General features: G+C 41.7%; 20 protein-coding genes. 6 read left to right on the forward strand and 14 right to left on the reverse strand.

Annotated elements, in window-relative coordinates; genetic code table 11:
• Positions 1-9 precede the first annotated feature (9 nt).
• The 3 genes from JOC74_RS18705 to JOC74_RS18715 all read left to right on the forward strand — a co-directional run bounded on the left by JOC74_RS18705 (position 10) and on the right by JOC74_RS18715 (position 4,626).
• Positions 10-759, forward strand: coding sequence for an ABC transporter permease (locus JOC74_RS18705; protein ID WP_053603815.1), 750 nt, complete (start codon positions 10-12; stop codon positions 757-759).
• Positions 760-781: 22 nt separating this feature from the next.
• Positions 782-1,678, forward strand: a complete 897-nt coding sequence (locus tag JOC74_RS18710; protein WP_053603816.1) for a glycine betaine ABC transporter substrate-binding protein — start codon at positions 782-784, stop codon at positions 1,676-1,678.
• Between the two features lie 164 nt (positions 1,679-1,842).
• Positions 1,843-4,626, forward strand: a complete 2,784-nt coding sequence (locus tag JOC74_RS18715) for a transglycosylase domain-containing protein (RefSeq protein ID WP_053603817.1) — start codon at positions 1,843-1,845, stop codon at positions 4,624-4,626.
• A gap of 36 nt (positions 4,627-4,662) precedes the next feature.
• Here JOC74_RS18715 and acsA read toward each other — a convergent pair whose 3' ends face one another.
• Positions 4,663-6,381 carry an acetate--CoA ligase gene (acsA, locus tag JOC74_RS18720; protein ID WP_053603818.1) on the reverse strand — a complete coding sequence of 573 codons (1,719 nt, stop codon included), beginning with the start codon at positions 6,379-6,381 and terminating at the stop codon, positions 4,663-4,665.
• A gap of 138 nt (positions 6,382-6,519) precedes the next feature.
• Here acsA and JOC74_RS18725 point away from each other — a divergent pair, with 138 nt between their 5' ends.
• Both JOC74_RS18725 and JOC74_RS18730 read left to right on the forward strand, forming a co-directional pair.
• On the forward strand, positions 6,520-7,152 hold the full coding sequence (locus JOC74_RS18725) for a GNAT family N-acetyltransferase (protein WP_053603819.1): 633 nt from the start codon (positions 6,520-6,522) through the stop codon (positions 7,150-7,152).
• Between the two features lie 95 nt (positions 7,153-7,247).
• On the forward strand, positions 7,248-8,405 hold the full coding sequence (locus JOC74_RS18730; RefSeq protein WP_053603820.1) for an acetoin utilization protein AcuC: 1,158 nt from the start codon (positions 7,248-7,250) through the stop codon (positions 8,403-8,405).
• Positions 8,406-8,464: 59 nt separating this feature from the next.
• On the opposite strand, the gene ccpA is transcribed toward JOC74_RS18730, so the two are convergent.
• The 11 genes from ccpA to JOC74_RS18785 form a co-directional block, all read right to left on the reverse strand.
• Entirely contained in the window at positions 8,465-9,466 is a 1,002-nt protein-coding gene (ccpA, locus tag JOC74_RS18735) for a catabolite control protein A (protein WP_053603821.1), read from the reverse strand.
• A gap of 296 nt (positions 9,467-9,762) precedes the next feature.
• Positions 9,763-10,839 (reverse strand): bifunctional 3-deoxy-7-phosphoheptulonate synthase/chorismate mutase, encoded by a 1,077-nt coding sequence (locus tag JOC74_RS18740; RefSeq protein WP_053603822.1) that lies wholly within the window; start codon positions 10,837-10,839, stop codon positions 9,763-9,765.
• 226 nt (positions 10,840-11,065) lie between these two features.
• Positions 11,066-11,389 (reverse strand): bacillithiol system redox-active protein YtxJ, encoded by a 324-nt coding sequence (ytxJ, locus tag JOC74_RS18745; protein ID WP_053603823.1) that lies wholly within the window; start codon positions 11,387-11,389, stop codon positions 11,066-11,068.
• 44 nt (positions 11,390-11,433) lie between these two features.
• Positions 11,434-11,856 (reverse strand): YtxH domain-containing protein, encoded by a 423-nt coding sequence (locus JOC74_RS18750; RefSeq protein WP_053603824.1) that lies wholly within the window; start codon positions 11,854-11,856, stop codon positions 11,434-11,436.
• A 30-nt stretch (positions 11,857-11,886) separates the two neighbouring features.
• Positions 11,887-12,312 carry a DUF948 domain-containing protein gene (locus tag JOC74_RS18755; RefSeq protein WP_053603825.1) on the reverse strand — a complete coding sequence of 142 codons (426 nt, stop codon included), beginning with the start codon at positions 12,310-12,312 and terminating at the stop codon, positions 11,887-11,889.
• A gap of 181 nt (positions 12,313-12,493) precedes the next feature.
• On the reverse strand, positions 12,494-13,798 hold the full coding sequence (gene murC, locus JOC74_RS18760) for a UDP-N-acetylmuramate--L-alanine ligase (protein WP_053603826.1): 1,305 nt from the start codon (positions 13,796-13,798) through the stop codon (positions 12,494-12,496).
• Between the two features lie 209 nt (positions 13,799-14,007).
• The gene (locus JOC74_RS18765) at positions 14,008-16,530 is read right to left on the reverse strand and encodes a DNA translocase FtsK (protein ID WP_053603827.1); all 2,523 of its coding nucleotides are present in this window, start codon (positions 16,528-16,530) and stop codon (positions 14,008-14,010) included.
• Positions 16,531-16,691: 161 nt separating this feature from the next.
• Complete coding sequence (gene ytpR, locus JOC74_RS18770; RefSeq protein ID WP_053603828.1) at positions 16,692-17,327, reverse strand: YtpR family tRNA-binding protein; 636 nt, start codon at positions 17,325-17,327, stop codon at positions 16,692-16,694.
• A 14-nt stretch (positions 17,328-17,341) separates the two neighbouring features.
• The gene (locus JOC74_RS18775) at positions 17,342-18,151 is read right to left on the reverse strand and encodes a DUF1444 domain-containing protein (protein ID WP_053603829.1); all 810 of its coding nucleotides are present in this window, start codon (positions 18,149-18,151) and stop codon (positions 17,342-17,344) included.
• Positions 18,152-18,169: 18 nt separating this feature from the next.
• Positions 18,170-18,493, reverse strand: a complete 324-nt coding sequence (locus JOC74_RS18780) for a thioredoxin family protein (protein WP_053603830.1) — start codon at positions 18,491-18,493, stop codon at positions 18,170-18,172.
• A 132-nt stretch (positions 18,494-18,625) separates the two neighbouring features.
• A complete protein-coding gene (locus JOC74_RS18785) occupies positions 18,626-19,699 on the reverse strand; it encodes a M42 family metallopeptidase (protein ID WP_053603831.1) in 1,074 nt (357 codons plus the stop codon).
• Positions 19,700-19,839: 140 nt separating this feature from the next.
• Here JOC74_RS18785 and JOC74_RS18790 point away from each other — a divergent pair, with 140 nt between their 5' ends.
• Positions 19,840-20,154, forward strand: a complete 315-nt coding sequence (locus JOC74_RS18790; protein WP_053603832.1) for a PepSY domain-containing protein — start codon at positions 19,840-19,842, stop codon at positions 20,152-20,154.
• A 49-nt stretch (positions 20,155-20,203) separates the two neighbouring features.
• On the opposite strand, the gene JOC74_RS18795 is transcribed toward JOC74_RS18790, so the two are convergent.
• On the reverse strand, positions 20,204-21,061 hold the full coding sequence (locus JOC74_RS18795) for a YtnP family quorum-quenching lactonase (protein WP_053603833.1): 858 nt from the start codon (positions 21,059-21,061) through the stop codon (positions 20,204-20,206).
• 101 nt (positions 21,062-21,162) lie between these two features.
• Positions 21,163-21,804: a tRNA (guanosine(46)-N7)-methyltransferase TrmB gene (gene trmB, locus JOC74_RS18800; RefSeq protein WP_053603834.1), complete on the reverse strand. Its 642-nt coding sequence runs from the start codon at positions 21,802-21,804 to the stop codon at positions 21,163-21,165.
• Positions 21,805-21,874: the final 70 nt, after the last annotated feature.

Here is a 21,874-nt window from a genome sequence, read left to right on the forward strand (position 1 = left end):
GAACAGCAAATGGATAAGATAAACAAGCGTATTGCTTTAGTGGTAAAAATTATTTTCTGGGCGCTGCTTGTATTATTTTTCTTCTGGGCATTTTCCAATAACATGTTCAGTCAAATCGCTAAATCTCCTGATCAATTTACGAAATTGTTAGGGCAGCATCTAACAATTGTGCTCGTTTCAGGAGCAGCAGCCGTATTGGTGGCGGTTCCGCTCGGAATCTTTGTCACCAGGCCGAAATTCCGCAAATCTGAGTGGTTCGTGATTGGAATTGCCAATTTGGGCCAGACTATCCCCAGCTTAGCTATTCTTGCCCTCGCGATGGGATTTATAGGTATTGGGATACCAGCAGCAATCATTGCATTATTCGTGTACTCTTTGCTGCCGATTATCCAAAACACGATTGCGGGAATTGATTCTGTAGATCCAGATACGATTGATGCTGCGCATGGGATGGGATTAACTCCAAGACAAATTCTTTGGAGAATCGAAATGCCAAATGCTCTCATATCGATCTTAGCTGGAATAAGAACTGCACTTGTAATCAATATTGGTACTGCCGCGCTTGCTTACCTCGTTGGCGCCGGCGGACTCGGGGTATGGATTTTCACCGGTATTCGACTATTCGATAACTCTTTTCTTATTTCAGGAGCAGTTCCTGTGACATTGCTTGCCATCCTCATCGATTTTCTGTTCAGATGGCTTGAATTCATATTGGTGCCGAAAGGACTGCGTCTTGCTAAAAAGGCTCAAAACGCATAGGGAAAGGAGTTTGCCAACTATAATGATAAAAAAATTAATAGGAATAGCACTGTCTCTTGCCTTACTAATCGCTTTGACCTCGTGTTCTCCTGGGGGAAAAACCGTCACAGTTGGTGCAAAGACCTTTACCGAACAGCTTATACTTGAAAAAATGACCACCTTCATCCTGCAAAAAGAAGGTTTCAGAGTTGAAGAAATTCAGAACTTGGGAAGCTCGGCAATGCGGCAGGCTTTGACAACGCAGCAGATTGACATGACATGGGAATACGTAGGAACTGCACTCGTAACCTATCTCGGAGAGGATCCTATCGTTGACAAGAATGAGGCGATGAAGCGTGTCCAAGAGCTGGATAAAAAGAATAAGATTTCTTGGACAAATTTAACCGAGGCAAATAACACATATGTTATGGCAGTGAAGCCAGAGCTTGCGGAAAAACTAGGATTAGAAACATTAAGTGATCTAGCTAAATATGTCAAAGAACATCCAAATGAGCTGACATTTGGCATGGAAACAGAATTTGCAAATCGGCCGGACGGATTACCCGGATTAGAAAAAGCATACAATTTTGATCTGCCAAACAATCAACAAAGAGAGATGGAGGTAGGCCTTTATTATTCTGCGATTGCCAATGATGAAATTGACGTAACAGAAGGGTACTCTACCGATGGGCAGATAGAGGAACAAAACTTAAAGATTTTAAAAGACGACCGGGCTTTCTTCCCTTCCTATAACGTAGCTTTATCCATCAATCAGGAAACACTCGATCAATACCCCGAGATCGAAAAAATACTTCAGCCATTAGAAGAAAAATTGACGAGTGACTCATTGCGCCAATTAAACTATAAGGTTGACGTAGAAGGACAAAGCGTTGAGCGTGTTGCACAAGATTTCCTAGAAGAAAATAATCTGTTAGACTAAAATACCGAAGGCTCGCCATCATAAATGGCGAGCCTTTTCTTTTCCATGAAAAAAGCACCAATTGAAAAGAAGCAGTCGCTAAATTCGTTCAAAATTAGACAAATCGGCCCAAAATAAACGATAAAATATGATATACTAAACTGGATTTCGGGGGGTATAAAAGTATGAAAAACATGTATGATTCTATTAAAAAGCTATTGAAAAAACACAATATCGCAAACCGCCTTGCGCTTACATATTCGGTTGCATGGAATCTGACTTTATTATTTTTTATTATCGGCGTGGTGGTCTTTTGTTTTACGCTTGGAGCAGGAGGCGGGTATTTTGCTTCTTTAGTGAAGGATGAACCGATTCGAAGCTATGCAGATATGGAGAAAAGCATCCATGATTTTGAGCAGACCTCGGAGGTTTATTTTGCTGATCAAAAATATCTTGGAAAGGTCCGAACTGATGTTGATCGCGAAAAAGCAGACCTAGACCAAATCTCACCTCATCTTATTCATGCGGTTATCTCCACAGAGGACAAGATGTTTTATGAACATCACGGTGTTGTTCCTAAGGCTATTGTCCGCGCCATGCTTCAAGAAGCGACTGGCTCGTCCGTTCAAACTGGCGGGAGTACGTTAACCCAGCAGCTCATAAAAAACCAATTCCTCACAAATGAAACATCTTTTGATAGGAAAGCGAAAGAGATTATGCTTGCGCTCCGGCTTGAGAAATATTTCAAAAAAGATGAAATTCTTCAAGCTTATTTAAATGTGGCCGATTTTGGCAGAAACAGCTCAGGCAGAAACATTGCTGGTGTACAAACAGCTGCGCAGGGACTTTTTGGCGTCGATGCGAGTAAATTATCAATTCCACAAGCGGCTTTTATTGCCGGGCTGCCGCAAAGCCCATACGGCTATACGCCTTTTACCAATAAAGGAGAAATAAAAGAGGACTTAAGCCCCGGATTAAATCGTATGAAAACCGTGCTTCAGAGGATGAAGGATAGTGGGTTTATTTCGGATAAGGAATATCAAGATGCTTTAAGATTCAATTTAGCTTCCTCGCTAACGAAATCAGACAAGTCGATGAACGAGAAGTATCCTTTTCTCACCAATGAGATTGAGTCCCGTGCGAGAAACATTCTTATGGACCAAATGGCTAAAGCAGATGAGATTACAAAAGAAGAGCTAGCAAAAAGTGATGATTTATATAATGTATATTATAAAAAAGCCGACACAGCCTTACGAAATAATGGCTATAGAATCTATACAACGGTTGATCAAGCCATTTATGACAATATGAATCAAATAGCGAAAGACTTTGAGTATTATGGAACCGTCAGAGCGGTGATGAAAAAAGACCTTAACACCGGAAAATATGTAAAAGTCAAGGAGCCGGTCGAAACGGGTGCAGTGCTCATTCAAAACAAGACAGGGCGGATTCTCAGCTTTGTCGGAGGACGCGACTATAACAGGGAGCAAATTAATCACGCCACCCGCTCCGTCAGGCAAAATGGCTCATCAATGAAACCGCTTCTCGATTATGCACCGGCGATGGAGCAAGGGATTGTCCAGCCGGGAAGTGTGGTTGCTGATGTTCCATATTCAACAACTGGGGGCTATACACCAGGGAATTATGACGGAAGTTACCATGGACTGGTCACCGTTCGTAACGCTCTGCAAAACTCTTACAATATTCCGGCCGTAAAAACATTTATGAAAAACCAGGCAAACAATCCGGTTCAATATTTAAACAAGATGGGCTTCACTTCTCTTCAAGAAGAGGATTATACCGGGTTTCCTTCTTTATCCCTGGGCGGTTTGACGACCGGTGTATCCGTTGAAGAAAACGTGAATGCTTACACGACATTTGCCAATGGCGGCAAGTTTATCGATGCGTATATGATTGAAAAAATCGAATCCGCTGACGGAGACGTTATCTATCAGCACAAAAGCAAGCCGGTCGATATATTCACTCCGCAGACAGCGTATTTAACGCTTGATATGATGAGAGACGTAATCTCAAATGGCACAGCTCGTTCCATGAACAGCTATTTGAATTTCAGCTCTGACTTTGCTGGCAAGACAGGAACATCTAACTTTTATCATGATGCCTGGTTTGTTGCGAGCAATCCGTCCGTAACATTTGGCACATGGATCGGCTATGATACACCAAAAGCACTGGATATCAGCTATAAGGGAATCAACTACGGCAACCGCAACGTATTATTATGGTCACGATTAATGAACGGAGCCTATAAAGCCAATCCGGATTTAGTGCAAACAAACGAACGGTTTAAACAACCAAATGGGTTGGTCAGAAAATCGTACTGCACGCTGACCGGAAAGCTCCCTTCATCACTCTGCCAAAAAGCCGACCTCGTCTCGTCAGATTTATTCAACAGCAAATATGCTCCTAATCAAGTCGACGACAGCCTGACAGAGGGCAAATTTGTATACATGGATGGCAAGGCCTATAAAGTTCCAAAAAATGCTCCTCGTGAATTTGTAAAAACCGGATATTTATTGAAAGAAAACGCGTTAGACAGCATGGGAATCCATTCATTGAAAGAGCTGAAACGTTTTAGCGGCGAAAAATTCAGCTCAATCGTGATTTCAGCGAATCGTGAATTGAAGGATGATGGAGGAAATCCGGCAACAATTCCTCATGTTTCTTGGAACAATCAGCAAATAACGTGGAGCAAAAGCGCAAGCAATGATGTGATCGGTTATCGGGTATACCGTGTAGCAGAAAATGGGGCAAAACAATTAGTAGCGAAACCATCTGCGCAGGACACGTTATCAGCAAAAGCAGGTGACGGACAATTCGTCGTCGTTGCAGTCGATGTGGCAGGAAAGGAATCAGCGCCATCACAGCTGGTTGGCCAGAAAAAAGAGGAAAAGAAAAACGACAACGAGAAAAAAGAAAAAGAGAAACCGAAAGATACCGGCTCAACTTGATGAGCCGGTTTTTTCTGTTCCTTATAACGCTGTCTGTCAATCCTCCATCGATGAAAGATCGCCTGCAGGAAGATTTAATTCCCACGCCTTTAACACCCTTCTCATAATTTTTCCGCTTCTTGTTTTCGGCAGCTTATCTTTAAATTCTATTTCCCTTGGAGCGGCGTGTGCTGCCAGCCCCTGCTTCACAAACTGGCGGATTTGTTCCTTCAGCTCATCAGACGGCTCATAACCGTCTCTGAGTGCTATAAACGCTTTAATGATTTCCCCTCGAACCGGATCAGGTTTTCCGATAACGCCTGCTTCCGCAACAGAAGGGTGCTCGACCAGCTTGCTCTCGACCTCAAATGGCCCCACTCGTTCTCCGGAAGTCATGATTACATCGTCCACCCGACCTTGAAACCAAAAATACCCCTCTTCGTCCATATATGCCGAATCCCCCGACACATACCAGCCACTGGGCATAAAATACGATTCATACTTTTCAGGGTTTCTCCAAATTGCATACATCATAGACGGCCACCCTTTTTTGACGGCGAGATTTCCCATTCTGTAAGGCGGCAGCTCATTCCCTTGATGATCAATGATTGCCGCTTCTACTCCAGGGATCGGCTTGCCCATCGATCCCGGCTTTATTTCCATAGACGGGTAATTGCAAATGATATGGCTGCCTGTTTCGGTCATCCACCATGTGTCATGAATCCTTTTTTGAAATACTTCATAACCCCATTTGATTACTTCCGGATTCAATGGTTCACCAACACTCAATACATGGCGCAGCGAACGGAGATCATATTTTTTGACAAGATCATCACCTGCGCCCATCAGCATTCTAAAGGCGGTGGGTGCACTGTACCAAACAGTAACTTCAAGATCTTCAATCGTTTGATACCAGTTTTCAGGACTAAATCGCCCGCCGACGATGACATTTGTCGCTCCGTTTAGCCACGGGCCGAAAATTCCGTATACAGTTCCTGTGACCCATCCGGGATCTGCTGTACACCAATACACATCGTCCTCTTTTAAATCAAGCACCCAATGAGCTGTCTGGTATTGCTGAATCATGGCTTCGTGAACGTGCAATACCCCTTTTGGTGTACCAGTCGATCCCGACGTATAATGCAGGAGCATACCGTCTTTTTTGTCTACCCATTCAATTTCCAGCTCTTTCCCAGCATTCTCTGCTTTTGATAAATAATCGATGACCTTTCCTTCCTCTTTCACATTCGTTCCAACTACAAGTACATGCTTTAAATGAGGAAGCTCATCAACCGGAATTCGTTCCAGCAGCTCAGGTGTCGTAACGATGACCTTCGCTTCGCTGTTTTCCAAACGGTCCTTTACTGCCCCTTTCATAAAGGCTTCAAAAAGCGGGCCTGCAATGGCACCCAGCTTAATTGCTCCAAGCAGAATAAAATACAATTCAGGCGTACGCGGCATAAAAACAAACACGCGGTCACCCTTTTTTACATCCGCAAATTGCTTTAACACATTTCCCGCTCGGTTGGTTTCATTTTTCATTTCTCTAAACGTATATTTTTCTTCCCTAGCTGCATCTTTATAGTGTAATGCGATTTTGTTTTTTCTGTGTGATTCTGCATGGCGGTCAATTGCTTCAAAAGCCGCATTTATTTTCCCGGTATTATTCCAAGAAAAATAGGTTTCCGCTTCCTTCCAATCAAAATTTCGATACGTTTCCTCGTAATTTGATAAATTATAATTCCCTTGTACAATTGGCAGCGCTTCCAACTTCATTTGATTCATCCCCTTTATTGAAAGTTGTCACCTAATGATAAGTATAGCAGTATTTTTTCACAATTTATATGAAAACGTTTTATTTTTTGCTATGGTAGAGTTAGGTTATTTACTTAAGGGAAGTTAGGCGGTGAGTACATGAACCATGTAAAAACCTATCATTCGATGGAATTAACCACAGAAGACGGCCCCCTGATCATAGAAGGCCATATACCATCTGCAAAGCTGGAAGACTATGAATTTCATAACGATCTTACAGCTTTCAGACCGCCAAAAGAGCAGCATAATGCGTTGATCGGCATTGCCAAGCTTACTGAAGGACGAGTCATTATTGCAAGATTTGAACATACCATTGTTGGCTACGTGACTTATCTTTACCCCGATCCACTCGAAAGATGGTCGGAGGGCCGACTGGATTTTTTAATTGAACTGGGCGCGATTGAGGTTGCACCTCAATTTCGCGGAAGCTCGGTGGGAAAAAGCCTTCTTCAGGTAAGTATGATGGATTCTTTTATGGAAAATTACGTGATTATTACGACAGAATATTATTGGCATTGGGATTTAAAGGGGACAAAAATGAGTGTATGGGATTATCGAAAAATGATGGAAAAAATGATGAATGCCGGAGGGCTCGTGTATTTTGCAACTGATGAGCCGGAAATTTGCTCGCATCCGGCAAACTGCCTGATGGCTAGAATCGGAAGCCATGTGGATCAGCAAAAGATTGGAGCGTTCGACCGTCTTCGCTTTAAAAATAGATTCATGTATTAAGAAGTATACGGAGCAAAGGGGACAACGATCATGAACAAAGGTCAAAAAAATAAGTTTGTGAGCCGTCTATTCTACAAAAGGGAAGAGAAGAATTTATGAAAGACTGTGTCTTTATCTACTCTCCTTCTTATCAGACGTATCATTTCCACCAAAACCACCCTTTTAATCAGCAAAGGGTGTCAGTCGCCTACGATCTGTTAAAGAGCCTTAACGCTTTTGAAGCAGACGAGGTTATTTCTCCCCGAACAGCTACAGAAGCTGACTTAAGGCTGGTTCATTCGGAGGATTATATACAAGCGGTTATGCTTGCGGGAGAAGGAAAGCTGCCGGTTGCAGAGGGAGAAAACTATGGATTAGGTACAGAGGACACACCTGTTTTTGCGGGAATGCATGAAGCTGCGTCTCTTCTAGTCGGGGGAACGCTTATGGCCGCTGAGTATGTCATGTCAGGGAAAGCTAGACATGCTGTGAACCTTGGCGGAGGCTTGCACCATGGCTTAAGAGGAAAAGCATCCGGTTTTTGCGTTTACAATGATATTTCTGCGGCAGTAAAATATATTCAAAAAAAATACCAGGCAAAGGTCTTATATATTGATACAGATGCCCACCATGGGGACGGTGTTCAATTTGCATTTTACGATGACCCGGGCGTTTGCACTCTCTCTATTCATGAAACTGGCAAGTATCTTTTCCCTGGTACTGGCCAAATACACGAAAGGGGGAGCGGAAAAGGCTATGGGTATTGTTTTAATTTTCCGATAGAGCCGTTTACAGAGAATGATTCTTTCCTTCATGTGTACCGGACTGCTGTAGAAGAAATTGCGGCTTTCTATCAGCCTGATGTCATAATCACTCAAAACGGCGCAGATGCCCATTGCTTTGATCCTCTTACCCATCTATCTAACACGATGACAATTTATAAAGAAATACCAAAGCTCGCTCATGAAATCGCCCACAAGTACTGTGATGGCAGATGGATTGCTGTTGGAGGAGGAGGTTATGATGGGTGGAGAGTTGTTCCTAGAGCCTGGAGCCTAATTTGGCTTGAAATGAAAGGGATTCATCCTGGGGGAAAAATCCCAGAGGAATGGTACAATACTTGGAAACACCATTCCCCTCTTCCGCTTCCCCGCTTGTGGGAAGACAATAACGGGATCTATAATCAAATTCCAAGAAAACAAGAAATTACCGAAAAAAATCAGCAGATGGTACAAAAGACTCTTTATCAATTGCGGGCCGAAAGAAAAAGCTAATAAAGAATCAAATAACTAGAAAACCCGCGGTGATATTCCTCCGCGGGTTTTCTAGTTTATCACTTTGTTGACTGTCTTAATTCGATGCGATGCGGAAGCTCAACGTGCTGGTTTTCAACCGATTCTTTGTTCATCAGCTTTGTTAACAGCCTCATGGCTACAGCTCCAATATCATATGTCGGCTGAACAACAGTGGAAAGCTGAGGCCGTACCATTAAGGAAAGCCTGGTATTATCAAATCCCATGATTTCTATATCTTCAGGAATTGAAAGGCCGCTATCTTGCACTGCGTGAATGACACCTAGAGCCATTTCATCTGTTGAAGCTAAAATAGCAGTAGGCTTTTTCCCAAGCTCTTGGAAGGCTTCAAGAGCTTCTAGGCCCGAATCATACGTGTAGTCGCCTTCGACCACCAGATTTTCATCATAATCAATTTCAGCGTCTTTCAAAGCTCTCTTAAAGCCTTCTAATTTTTTGATTTTGTTAATAGGTTCAGTTAACGGTCCGCTGACAAAGCCGATTTCTTGATGGCCTTTCTCAATTAAGAGCGTGGTTACATCATACATCGCCTGCTCATAGTTAATTGCTACTGATGGTGTTTCTTCTTGTTCTTCTACAGAAGCAGCTAGTACGATCGGCACAGGAGAACGTTTAAATTCTTCAATATGCTCATTCGTCACATTGCCGCTCATGAAAAGAATTCCATCCACTTGTTTACCAAGCATTGTGTTGATTAAATGCAATTCTTTTTCGACATTTTGGTCAGAGTTACTGAGGATAATGTTGTACTTATACATCGTTGCAATATCTTCAATGCCTCGTGCCAGCTCTGAATAAAAAATGCTCGAAATATCAGGAATAATGACACCTACTGTCGTCGTTTTCTTGCTTGCCAGACCTCTTGCTACTGCGTTTGGCCGATATCCAAGACGGTCAATCGCTTCAAGTACTTTTTTCCTAGTGGTCGGCTTTACATTCGGATTTCCGTTGACAACCCTCGATACTGTTGCCATACTAACATTTGCTTCTCTTGCTACATCATAAATGGTTACATTACTCAACGTCTTCACTCCTTTAACTCATTACGCTTTCCATTGCATAAACTACATTATGTAGAGAAATGTCGAAAACCGTTAACTCCTTTCATTATCTTACGATAAGTTGGAGAATCAATCAATTTTTTCTATTATTATATCCCATTTATGTTACGGCTATGGGGAAATTATACACATTTTTCATGGTTATGAAAACGTATGCCGCTTTTTATTAAATTATTTAACGATGTTCCGTAACAAAGCGTGAAAAAAAGAGCCGTCTTTATATACGGCTCTTAGATTGGCTCATATTACGCCAGTTACTATGATTTCACTGCTGCCAATGGTTTAAGTGCATTGATCCACTGGTCAAATTCAGGAATGTTCATTTGTTGGGCAGAATCTGAAAGCGCCACTGCAGGATCTGGATGAACCTCTGCCATTACGCCGTCTGCTCCAATCGCCAGTGCTGCTTTCGCTGTAGGCAATAGCAAATCTTTCCGGCCAGTAGAGTGAGTTACATCAACAAAAACCGGCAAATGTGTTTCTTGCTTTAAAATCGGTACAGCTGAAATATCAAGAGTGTTACGAGTTGCTGTTTCATATGTGCGAATACCACGCTCACAAAGAATAATATTGTCATTTCCTTGAGAAATAATATACTCTGCCGCATTAATAAATTCCTGGATGGTCGCCGCTAACCCGCGTTTTAATAATACAGGCTTGTTTACAGCTCCGGCTGCTTTTAACAGTTCAAAGTTCTGCATGTTGCGCGCACCAATTTGGATGATATCAACATAGTCGATAGCAGTCTCAATATCGGCTGGATTAACGATTTCACTGATCACAGCCAAATCATATTCCTTAGCTACCTTGCTGAGTATTTTCAAGCCCTCTAAGCCAAGACCTTGGAAATCATAAGGGCTCGTACGCGGCTTAAATGCCCCGCCGCGGAGAATCTTTACGCCTTGGTTTTTCGCTGCTTGTGCTACAGCAGCCACCTGCTCATAGCTTTCTACGGCACATGGTCCTACAATAAAGGATTGATCGCCGTCTCCAATTCTTTCACCGTTAACTTCCACCACTGTATTTTCCGGTTTTTTCTTTCTTGATACCAAAAGAGCTTTTCTATGATCGTCTTCTTGTAATTCAAGGCTTGCTTTGAAAATCTCTTTGAAGATATGCTGAAGCGTTGATGTTTCAAAAGGACCATCATTATTTTTAATGATGTTATCAAGCATCGTCCTTTCACGAACTGGATCGTAACGGTGCACACCTTGTGCATCCTTCGTTTTTCCAATTTCTTGGACAATTCGTCCTCTCTCATTAATAAGCTTTAAAATCTGAAGGTTAAGGTCATTCGCCTTGTTTCTTAATTGTTCCAATTCTCCGTTGCTCATTTCATTCATCCTCTCGTATTTTCTATCATGAAAAGATTGCTCTTTTAATTTCATCTGGAATTAAGTATTATTATAAACAATGTGCGGTAAAATGTCACTAACTATTTCTTTATTACTAAAACGCTTTTAAGTGATAAAGTGAAAAAACCTAATATAACAGGCATTACACGATAAAATATTTTTTTAATAACGTACCCCGGACATTTACTGTCCGGGGTATACTACGTTATAAGTTTTTCATTAAAGAATCTGCTGTAATTTTTGAATGGGAGGCATGCCACTTTACGCTTCCATTATCGAAGACAAGAGCCTGCGGGCTTTCATGCCTTATGCCGGTTTTTTCAGCAATATAATTGGACAGCTCACGATCCGTTTGAACATGTAAATAATAGCTCTGAACGTTCTCGTTCTGTTTGGTAAATGCTTCATATTCCACAAAGGCATTTTTGCTGATCGGGCATGTCAGACTGTGCTTAAAGAAAACAAATGGCTTATCTTGTTCAATTAACGCATCAAATTCTTCGATTGATTGGATATGCTGCTTCGTCATCATAACCTCCTGGAGATTTCTTTATAGAGTTACCGTGTTACCAGTTAAGCCTCTTTTTTCGCCTCGTTTGCTTCTTCTGCCAATTTATTTTTTGCCTCTTCGACTGGCTGAACGGTTTCATTAGATTGAACATTGTTAATATCGTTTGTTTCATTTTGAGGCTGTTCTTTTGTGCGGTTTTTTAAATCCTTTACTTTGTCCATCAGTTGTGTTGATTGATCAGAAACCAATTGAGAAATTGTTGAAGTTTTGTCTTTTGCAATGCTTACATACTCAACGCCTTTTTCTCTTGCCTCGCTTGTAAGTTTGTCTGTTTTTTCCTTCACAACTGAAGCTTGGGCGCCAAAGTCATCTCTTAGCTCTCTCCCTGATTTAGGTGCAAGAAATAGAGCTGTCGTTGCTCCGACAATCCCCCCGATAATTGTTCCAAGTAAAAAATCTTTGCTGTTCATTCCTTCTTTGCTCATTATTTTTCCTCCTTTGAATTTGAAAATGCTTTATTGGATTTGTCGTGCTTTTTTGTTTTTTAGTTTTTCCCAAATTTGCACGATAGCTCCACTCCAGTTAACTACTTGGGAAATTTTATCTTGATTTTGTTCCATGGTGGCAGAAACAGAAGTAGACACCTTTTTAATTGAATTATTAAATTGATGAACTGAAGTACCTACATCTTGAATAGCATGTACAACTGTATTGAGCTTTTCAGATTTCGCTTGAACATCTTCTGCAAGCTGATTCGTCTTATGTAAAAGTTCAGTAGTTTCAGACGTTATGCCTTTCAGTTGCCCCTCAATGCCTTCAACGGTTGATGCCACCTTTGTCAGAGTTGCCTGTAATGAGTTTAATGTTTTAGCTAAATAAATAACTAAAATAAAAAAGGCGATTGCTATTAACGCTGCGCTAAAATATAGAATATTAATCATTTCTTACCTCCTCTACTACCGTTAGTGTGTCTAATACCCTAAATAATTAAACATTAAACATCTAAGTATGAAAGAGAGCTATACTAACCATTCTACTATAAATGTCTACCGGGAAAAAAGCAGTTTTCAGAATAAAAAAATCTTGCCTCCTTCGGAAGACAAGATTTTTAATTATACCTGATTATGATAACGGAACAACGTTTTCATAGGCTCTAAGATATTTTTGTACATCACCAGCACCCATAAAAAGAATGACACTATGATCATGGGCTTTCAGGGCTGAGGTATCCTCCTCATTAATCAGCTGGGCATTGTCAATTTTTTTCTGGAGATCTAATATAGACAGTTTTCCGTTATTTTCCCTGGCAGATCCAAAAATATCACATAAATATACGGAGTCCGCTTTTTGAAGGCTAATTGCGAATTCATTCAAAAATGACTGCGTTCTCGTAAATGTATGCGGCTGGAACACAGCAACAACTTCCCGATCCGGATATTTTTGTCTAGCAGCTTCGATTGTTACGTTAATTTCTGTCGGGTGATGCGCGTAATCATCAATTAATACTTGGTTCCCGACGATTTTTTCATTAAACCTTCTTTTCACTCCGCCAAACGTGCTGAGAGAGTCTTTAATAAGCTGAACATTGACAGATTCATAATGGCAAAGGGCAATCACCGCTAATGCGTTCAAAACATTGTGAGTCCCGTATGCCGGGATGTAAAATGTATCATAATATGAGTTGCGTACAAAGACATCAAATGTAGTGCCCAGTGTGTTTTTAATCACATTCCGTGCTTGAAAATCATTTTCTTCGCCGAGTCCGTAATAAACGACTGGAACATTAGCTTGTATTCTCGGAAGGTAATCGTCATCTCCGCAAGCTATAATCGCTTTGTTTACTTGTAGAGCCATGTTTTGAAATGCGTCGAAAACATCCTCTACGCTTGAGAAATAGTCGGGATGATCGAAATCAATATTCGTCATAATCGCATAGTCAGGCTGATAGCTCAAAAAGTGTCTCCGGTATTCACAAGCCTCAAACACAAAGTACTCACTATCTTTACTTCCCTTTCCCGTACCATCCCCGATTAAGTAGGAAGCGGGCTTTGCTGTTTGTATCACATGAGCAAGCAGCCCTGTTGTTGAAGTTTTTCCATGAGCACCAGTAACCGCAACACTTGTAAAGCTCTTCATATAATCGCCTAAAAATTTATGATATCGAATGACCTGATTTCCATCCTTCTGCGCCTTTTCAATTTCAGGATGCGTGTCTGGAAATGCGTTTCCGGCAATGACAATCATTCCTGGTTCTATATTTTCAGGATCAAATGACAAAATGGGAATATTTCTTTCTTCTAACGCTAGCTGTGTAAAAAGCCTTTTATCAATATCCGATCCTTGGACCCTCTTTCCGGTATCGTGAAGAATTTGGGCAAGTGCACTCATACCTGTCCCTTTAATTCCAACAAAATGATAAACAGTCATAATTGTACCTCCAACAAACGTCTATCTGATTTTCAGTATATGACGTTTACTTCGATTTGCAACCGGCACAGGTTAAATGCTGAGCACAGTTAAATGTTTTATCGTTTATATCACTCTTATTAAAAGAGAAGACATTTTCCCTTAAAGAGCATATTTTAAAATGCACTATCTACTATCATAACACGTTTAGCAATAAGTTCACAGTCGTCCTATTGATTTTCCACCCACTGCGTGAAATCAGTTTTAGTAATTAACAGGTCTCTTGGCTTACTTCCATTGGCCGAAGAAATAAATCCTTCACGCTCCATCATATCAATCAGACGGGCAGCTCTGTTGTATCCAACGCGAAAGCGTCTTTGAAGGCTCGATGTACTGGCATGTCCTTGCTCCAACGCGAAATGGCAGGCTTCTAAAAACAGTTCATCCTCTTCTTCCAAAGCACCTGTTTGGCTCATTAATTCTTCCTGTTCAAAAAGATATGATGGCTTCATTTGCTTTCTCACATGGCTGACTGCCCTTTCAATCTCGCCGTCTGATACAAAATTCCCTTGCAGCCGGACAGGCTTGCCAGATCCGTTTTCAAGAAACAACATATCTCCTTTTCCAAGAAGTTTTTCTGCACCGGCCACATCGATGATCGTCCTAGAATCGACTTGGCTGGATACTGAAAAGGCGATCCTCGTAGAAATATTCGCTTTGATAAGACCTGTAATCACATCGACAGATGGCCTTTGGGTAGCGATTAGAAGATGAATACCACAGGCTCTTGCCTTTTGTGCGATTCTGCAGATGCTCTCCTCTACATCACCGGGCGCAACCATCATTAAATCGGCCAGCTCATCAATGACAACAACAAGGTAAGGAAGCTTTTCCCCCATTTGCTCAGTCTGGACTTTTTGATTGAATTTTGTCAGATCGCGAACGCCTGAATGGGCAAACAGCTGATAACGCCGCTCCATTTCCTCGACCACCCATTTTAACGCGGCGGTCGCAGCTTTCGGGTCAGTGATGACCGGGCTGACAAGGTGCGGGATCTCATGATATGGAGCAAGCTCAACCATTTTTGGATCAATTAACAGCAGTTTTACCTCACTCGGCTCTGATTTATACAGCAAACTAACCAAAATTGTGTTCAGACAGACACTTTTTCCTGAGCCTGTAGAGCCTGCAATAAGCCCGTGCGGCATTTTTTTTAAATCGAGTACTACAGGCGTTCCCGCAATATCCATTCCAAGAGCCGCTATTAAAGGGGAATCATTCGTTCTGAATTCCTTGCTCCTGATCATTTCCCTTATGTAGACCATTTTGCTTTCTTTATTCGGAACCTCTATTCCAATTGTGTTTTTGCCTGGAATAGGGGCTTCGATTCGAATGTCTCTTGCAGACAAGCTAAGTTTAATGTCATCTGCCAGATTGGTAATTTTGTTTACTTTTACTCCCGGTTCCGGATGAACCTCATATCTCGTTACGGTCGGACCTTGAGTGACACGAACGACAGTTGCATTCACATGAAAGTTCTTCAACGTTCGATTTAAGAGTTCTTTTTGTTCATTCACCCAGTTATGATTATCTGCTCTTTGAGCGGCCGGAACGTCAAGTAATGACAATTCAGGAAATTTATAACCGCTTCCTCCTGCGCCTTTCCTTTTATCGGAAGCAAGCATAAGTACATTAAACGGATTGCTTGATTCCTCTTTCTTTTGACCTGATGCGGTGATAGGCGTTTGTTTCGACTGCACCACCGTCGGAGATTCCCGATCCGTATTCTTGACGATTTTTGTATCGGGAGCTTTCGGCTCACCATCTATAGCAGATGCGGATTCTTCATTTATTAGAACCGGTTTCTCATCTTGGTCTTCTTTCTTTTCAGTGACCTCAAAATGAGGGGCAGGCTCTTCCACCGATTGTTCTGCTTCGACAAACGGAAAGGCAGGCTCTTGTCTTTCTGCATTCTGTTGCAAAGATTCTTCCGTCTCTATATTGTCTTCTTGAGATGATTCTACTTCAAAAGAAAGGCCAAGGTCTCTTTTCTCTGAAGTCCGGTCTCTGTTTGAATCGTTAACTGCCACTGGTTCACCATCTAAAGCGGATTCAGATGCTTCCGTAATAAGAAGCGGTTTCTCGGTTTCGTCATCTTTCTTTTCAGTGACCTCAGTGCGGGGGCGAGACTCCTCTTCCGATTGTTCTGCTTCGACAAACGGAAAGGTGGGCTCTTCTTTTTCTGCATTCTGCTGTAAAGCTTCTTCCGTCTCTATAATGTCTTCATGAGATGAATCTACTTCAAAGGAAAGCCCAAGGCCGCTTTTCTCTGAAGTCCGGTCTCTATTTGAGTTCTTTCCGGCCAACGGATCCCTCTCTTCTTCTTTAGACAAGCTTGTTCGGTAAAAATCCTTAATAGGTGTTTCTTGTCTTTGCTTAAATCCGTAAATCGGAGAAGGAATAACCGTTGGTTTAAATGCCTTTTTTTCATTGGCAGAGTGTTGGCTTATAGTTTCTTTCGATTGATTTTTAGGGTTGTATTGAGTCGGCTCTGCTTGTTCAGCCGGCTCTTCGTCATCTTTAATCAGAGGAAAACGAAATTTCCCTTGATTAGGAAATCGATCGTGCAGACCGGTCTCTAATTTATCTTCGTATTCTTCCTTTCGATCATACGGCTCATGTTCAAAAGGTTGTTCTTCATAATTCTCGGTTTGGCCTGATCCGAGGCTGAATATTTTTGTTAACCAGCTCACTATCTATCACTCTCTTTGTTTCCCTTGATTTTTTTGGGCGATATTTAGTATACCACTGAACTTGAAGTCTGTGAAAGCTTAAATAGTCTGTTCGATATACAGAAAAAAAGCCATTAAACATATGCTTAATGACTTTATATTATAAATGATTCGGTTTTATCTTAAATTTTTTGGGAGGTTCCGCTTGATTCGATCAGCATAAATTCATCTCCGGCCTCAAATTCGTCACTGAGCACCAGAATTCCCTTTTCTTGCGGAGCATCAGGAAGCTGAAGTTCTTTGGCAGAGCAAATCATGCCGCTTGAAGGTATCCCTCTAAGCTCAGCATCTTTAATTACCATACCATTTGGCATAACTGCACCTGTCTTAGCAACGACTACCTTTTGACCTTGGCTGACATTTGGGGCACCGCAAACAATTTGCAGCGTTTCATCCCCTACGTCAACGTTACAGACGCTTAATTTATCCGCGTTCGGGTGCTTTTCCTTGGAAAGAATGTACCCTACGACAAATTTGGAAGAAAGATCCGGTTCAAGCTGGTCTTTCACATGATTCCTGCTGAAAATTTCATTGATATCCTGCACAAAGGTTTCAGAAAGAGGAACAGGTCCTCTATCAGTTATTTTCATATACGATGAAACATTAAAAATATTATATCCTACGATTTCCTTTGTAGATGGATCAATGATTTTGACAACATCGCCGTTTCTTTCGATTAGTCGATCAGGAGAATCAACATTTTGGATTGTTATTAGCAACGTGTCGCCAATACCCTCCAAATTATAAAATGCATTCATAATACGTCTCCTTTTTACTTGTTTTGAGGTTTGCTTTTCGCCATGATGAAAACAGGTTCCAGTTTACCATCTTGATATAAAAATGATAAGGCGGTAATCGGCACAGTGCCGCTAGCAAAAAAGCTCATAGACATTTGTCCGAGAATGTCATATCCGGCTTCATTTTTAACATCAGCAAGGATAAGTACATCCTGATGAGGGACAGATAGAGCAAACTCACCTTCTATTTTCTTTTCATACTCATTGATAATCGCTTCATTTAAAATCCTGCTCGCGTCATATCCGTCATTGGCTCTGAAAAAATAAAACGTATTTCCGGCAACCGTATCTTCCTTGACAACCGTTGGCAAGGAACGAAGGTTAAATGCTGCGGTTTCTCTGATCCTATTTTTTGTCCAGCCTTCCTTTGTCAGCATTTGTTCGTCGATCAGACGATAAGAGTTTCCAAGGTCCAGGGCAAAATAGACTCTTGTTTCCGCTGTATGCTCATCAAAAACGAGTGGAACGCCTTTGCTTGATTGGGTGGGAAATGAAGTGGAACGGATAACCGGAAATACTTTGCTTTCCTTACCGGTTATTTCTTGGCCTTCCCCTTTCATCGCACTCAGGGCTTCTCTCACATAATACAAGACTTCTTCAATGGCCTGCTCCTTCTTTTGTTCCCATTTTGCAATTATAGGGGGCAGATCTAACGTAATGCCTTTGCCGGATAGTGTATCTTCCACACGAAGTGTATCTTTATCCCTGTCAAAATGAAAGGACAGGTTTTCACTTTGCAGCCGCTCTTTTAGTAATCTGCTGAGCTTTACTGAGGTCATTTTCATAAGTAAAACAGCTCCCTTCTATAGTTTGGCGAGGGACTCCGTTAAAAATTGCTCGATTTCCGCTTGCGTCTTTCTGTCTTTGCTGACAAAACGATTGACCTCTTTCCCCTCATTAAAGACAAGAAAGCTTGGAATGCCAAAAACATTCCATTCAGCACACGTATCTATAAATTTGTCACGATCCACGTGGTACAGTGTAAATTCAGGAAAATCCGCTTCAACAGCAGGCAAAATCGGTTCGATGATACGGCAGTCCGGACACCAATCCGCTGAAAACATCAACAGCGTGTTTTCCTCTTGGATGACTTGCTCCAGCTCTTCTTGTGTTTCGATATTTTTCATTTGATTCCCTCCGTTACTAATTGGGCACCTATCTTCCCATCTTCATATACACGGATCATATCAAAGTATCCGTGGTAAGACCAACAAAATGCAAAAAAGATCCTCGGGACAGGCGGATCTTTTATATACTCATTATACGCTTTCTATAATGGTTTCAAACGTTGTTTTATCTGCGGCCCGCACAAGCTTTACGAGTAGTTCCTTCGCTGCTGCATAATCGTCAATGTGGATAATCGAAGAATTAGTATGGACGTATCTTGAGCAAATTCCGATAACGGCGGATGGAACTCCGGTGTTAGCGATATGGACTCGGCCGGCATCAGTGCCTCCGGGTGAAACAAAATATTGATACGGAATCTGGTTTGATTCTGCGGTATCTAAAACAAATTCCCGCATTCCTCGATGTGTCACCATCGTCCTATCAAAGATTCGAAGCAAGGTACCCTTTCCAAGCTGTCCGAATTCTTTTTTATCTCCGCCCATATCATTGGCTGGACTGGCATCTACCGCAAAAAACAAATCAGGCTGAATAAGGCTTGCGGCAGTCTGCGCTCCTCTTAAACCTACCTCTTCTTGTACGGTGGCGCCGGAAAATATAGTATTGGGCAAATCTTCGCCTTGAAGCTCTTTTAACAGTTCAATGCTTAGTCCGCATCCGTACCGATTATCCCATGCCTTTGACATGATTTTTTTCGGATTTGCCATAACGGTAAAAGGACACACTGGAACTACCTGCTGGCCGGGTTTAATTCCAAGTTTTTCAGCATCTGCTTTATCGTCTGCACCGATATCAATTAGCATATTCTTTATTTGCATCGGACGGTTTCGCTGTTCTTCACTTAAAAGATGGGGAGGAATGCTTCCGATGACTCCGGGAACCGGCCCGTTTTCCGTATATATAGTCACTCGTTGAGCTAGCAAGACCTGGCTCCACCAGCCGCCCAGCGTTTGAAAGCGAAGCATACCGTTTTCTGTAATGGATGTTACCATAAACCCGACTTCATCCATGTGTCCGGCAACCATCACCTTAGGAGAGCCTTCAGGACCTTTTTTTACCCCAAAAATACTTCCCAGCCTGTCCTGGATCAACTCATCTGAATATTTTTCAAGCTCTGTTTTCATAAACGCCCGAACCTGATGCTCATTTCCAGAAGCTCCAGGCAATTGCGTCAGCGTTTGAAAGAGCTCAATCGTTTCCTGATTCATTGTTTTCCCTCATTTCCCTTATGTATAACCCTTATTTTACAGAACGAAGCAAAAAGATTCTAGCCAAAAGAGGCCTTCTCTTAACATTGCCAATCTTGTCCGTTATAATAAAAACAATATGAAATTGGAGGTGCAGCCTAATGAAATTACGCCATATTCTTTTAGGTGCCGGCCTAAGCTTGGCTGCTGCTTTTATCGTTAAGCAGTACGCAGATAATTCTTATATTTCTTCTGAAAAAGCGCTTCACATTGTCAAATCAGCATTTAAACAAAGAGGACCGATTGATGGATCCTGGATATACTCAGTTCCCGAGCCGTACGTCATTAATGGCGAAACTGTTCCTGTTTATAAAACCGGGATCACTCGCTCTGCATTTGGGGAACTTGAGCAGTATGAGGTTATGATTCATGCGAAAACCGGCATGATCGTAGAAATTATTGATTCGGTCGCTTAAAAAGCACATGCAGAATAACTAGTGGGGAAGCAAGGATTCCCCACTAGTTTTATTCCTTATGCTTTGTTTTTTCCCGAATGACGGAATCAGAAATTCCCTGGTTTCTGTCCCATTTAACGGCACGGTAATACGCATCGTGGTAAAACGTCAGCCACGCTTCTTTCTCTTCAGAGAACTTCTGCCATCTTTGTTTTTCGGAAATCGAAGTCATCGGATAGTCATCATAAGCAAGGACCCATAAAGGATTTTTATGAGCAAGTGTTGGCATAAGATCCGCAAAATGCACTGCTGTTTCTCCGCCATCCTCCAGCACAATGATGCTGTGCCCGTCACTGTGGCCGCCTGTATGCAGCATAGTAATGCCTTTGATGATTTCTTTCTTTTTGCTATAAGTTTTGACTTGATTTTCAACAGGCTCCCAATTCTCTTTCCAGTATGTATTTCGAGAACGGATATTCGGCTGTTTCATTTCCTCCCATTCCGTCTGAGATGTCCAAATTTCCGCCTTTGGAAACATACTAACGAGCTTGTCACCTTCATAACTGCTGAGACCGCATGCGTGATCAAAATGCATATGAGTCATTAATACGTATTGAATATCACAGGGCCTTAAACCTATCTCTTTTAAGGATGCTTCGAGATTTGACTCCTCGGTCACTCCGTAGTTTCTTATCTGTTTTGCAGATAATCTCCCCTTGCCGATTCCCGAATCAATGAGCAGATTGATTTCGTTTTTCTGAACAAGTATCGGATCCGTTCGCAGTTCCACTTGATTCAGCTCATTAACCGGATACTTTTTTGACCAAAGAGGCTTTGGCACAACACCAAACATCGCTCCTCCATCCATATGGGTGACGCCTCCGTCAAGCCAGGTAAGTGTGATCGATCCAATTTTTAATTGTTCCAAAATAACCCCCGCCTTTCATTTCATTCAGGCTCTCCATAACATTACAGGCAGAAGCCGATCGGAGCTCCTGCCTGAAAAAAATTTTGTAACGTATGCTTTTATTACGATCTCCATTCCACTTCTGCACGGTAAATCCGTTGCCCTTTCGAAGAAAATTTTTCTTCGTATTCTGTCATTATGTTTCCTTCTATTCCACTGTTATGCAAATCGAGACTGACGTCGGTCAGAAGTAATCCGTATTCAGAAAAGCTTTTCAAGGAGTATTCAAAAAGCCCTTGGTTATCCGTTTTAAAATGGATTGCTCCTTTTCCGCCAAGTATTTTTTCATATTGCTTTAAAAAGTAAGAATGGGTCAAACGGCGTTTCTCGTGACGTTTTTTCGGCCAAGGATCTGAAAAATTCAAGTAGATTCGATCCACTTCGCCTTCTTCAAAAATATCAGTAAGTGAATCAGCGTTCATGTTGATCATTTTAACATTTTGCAGCCCCATATCCTGTATCTTTTTTGCTGCAGTTACGATCACACTTTTTGCCAACTCGATCCCAATATAATTGATATCTTGATTTTGTTTTGCCATTCCCGTAATAAATTGGCCTTTTCCGGTCCCCACTTCGATGTGCAAAGGTTGATTTGCAGTAAAAACATTTTCCCATTGCCCATTGAGCGTTTCTGGATCAGAAATAACCACATCGGAATTTTCTCTTAAAAAATCATCCGCCCATGGCTTATTGCGCATTCTCATATCAAAACACCCCTGAATGTAATTCTTCCTTAATGTGGTCAGTTTTACACAGAAACAAAATAAATAGGCT

It is taken from the genome of Bacillus capparidis, from assembly GCF_017832095.1.
Classification (GTDB): Bacteria; Bacillota; Bacilli; order Bacillales; family Bacillaceae; genus Bacillus; species Bacillus gobiensis.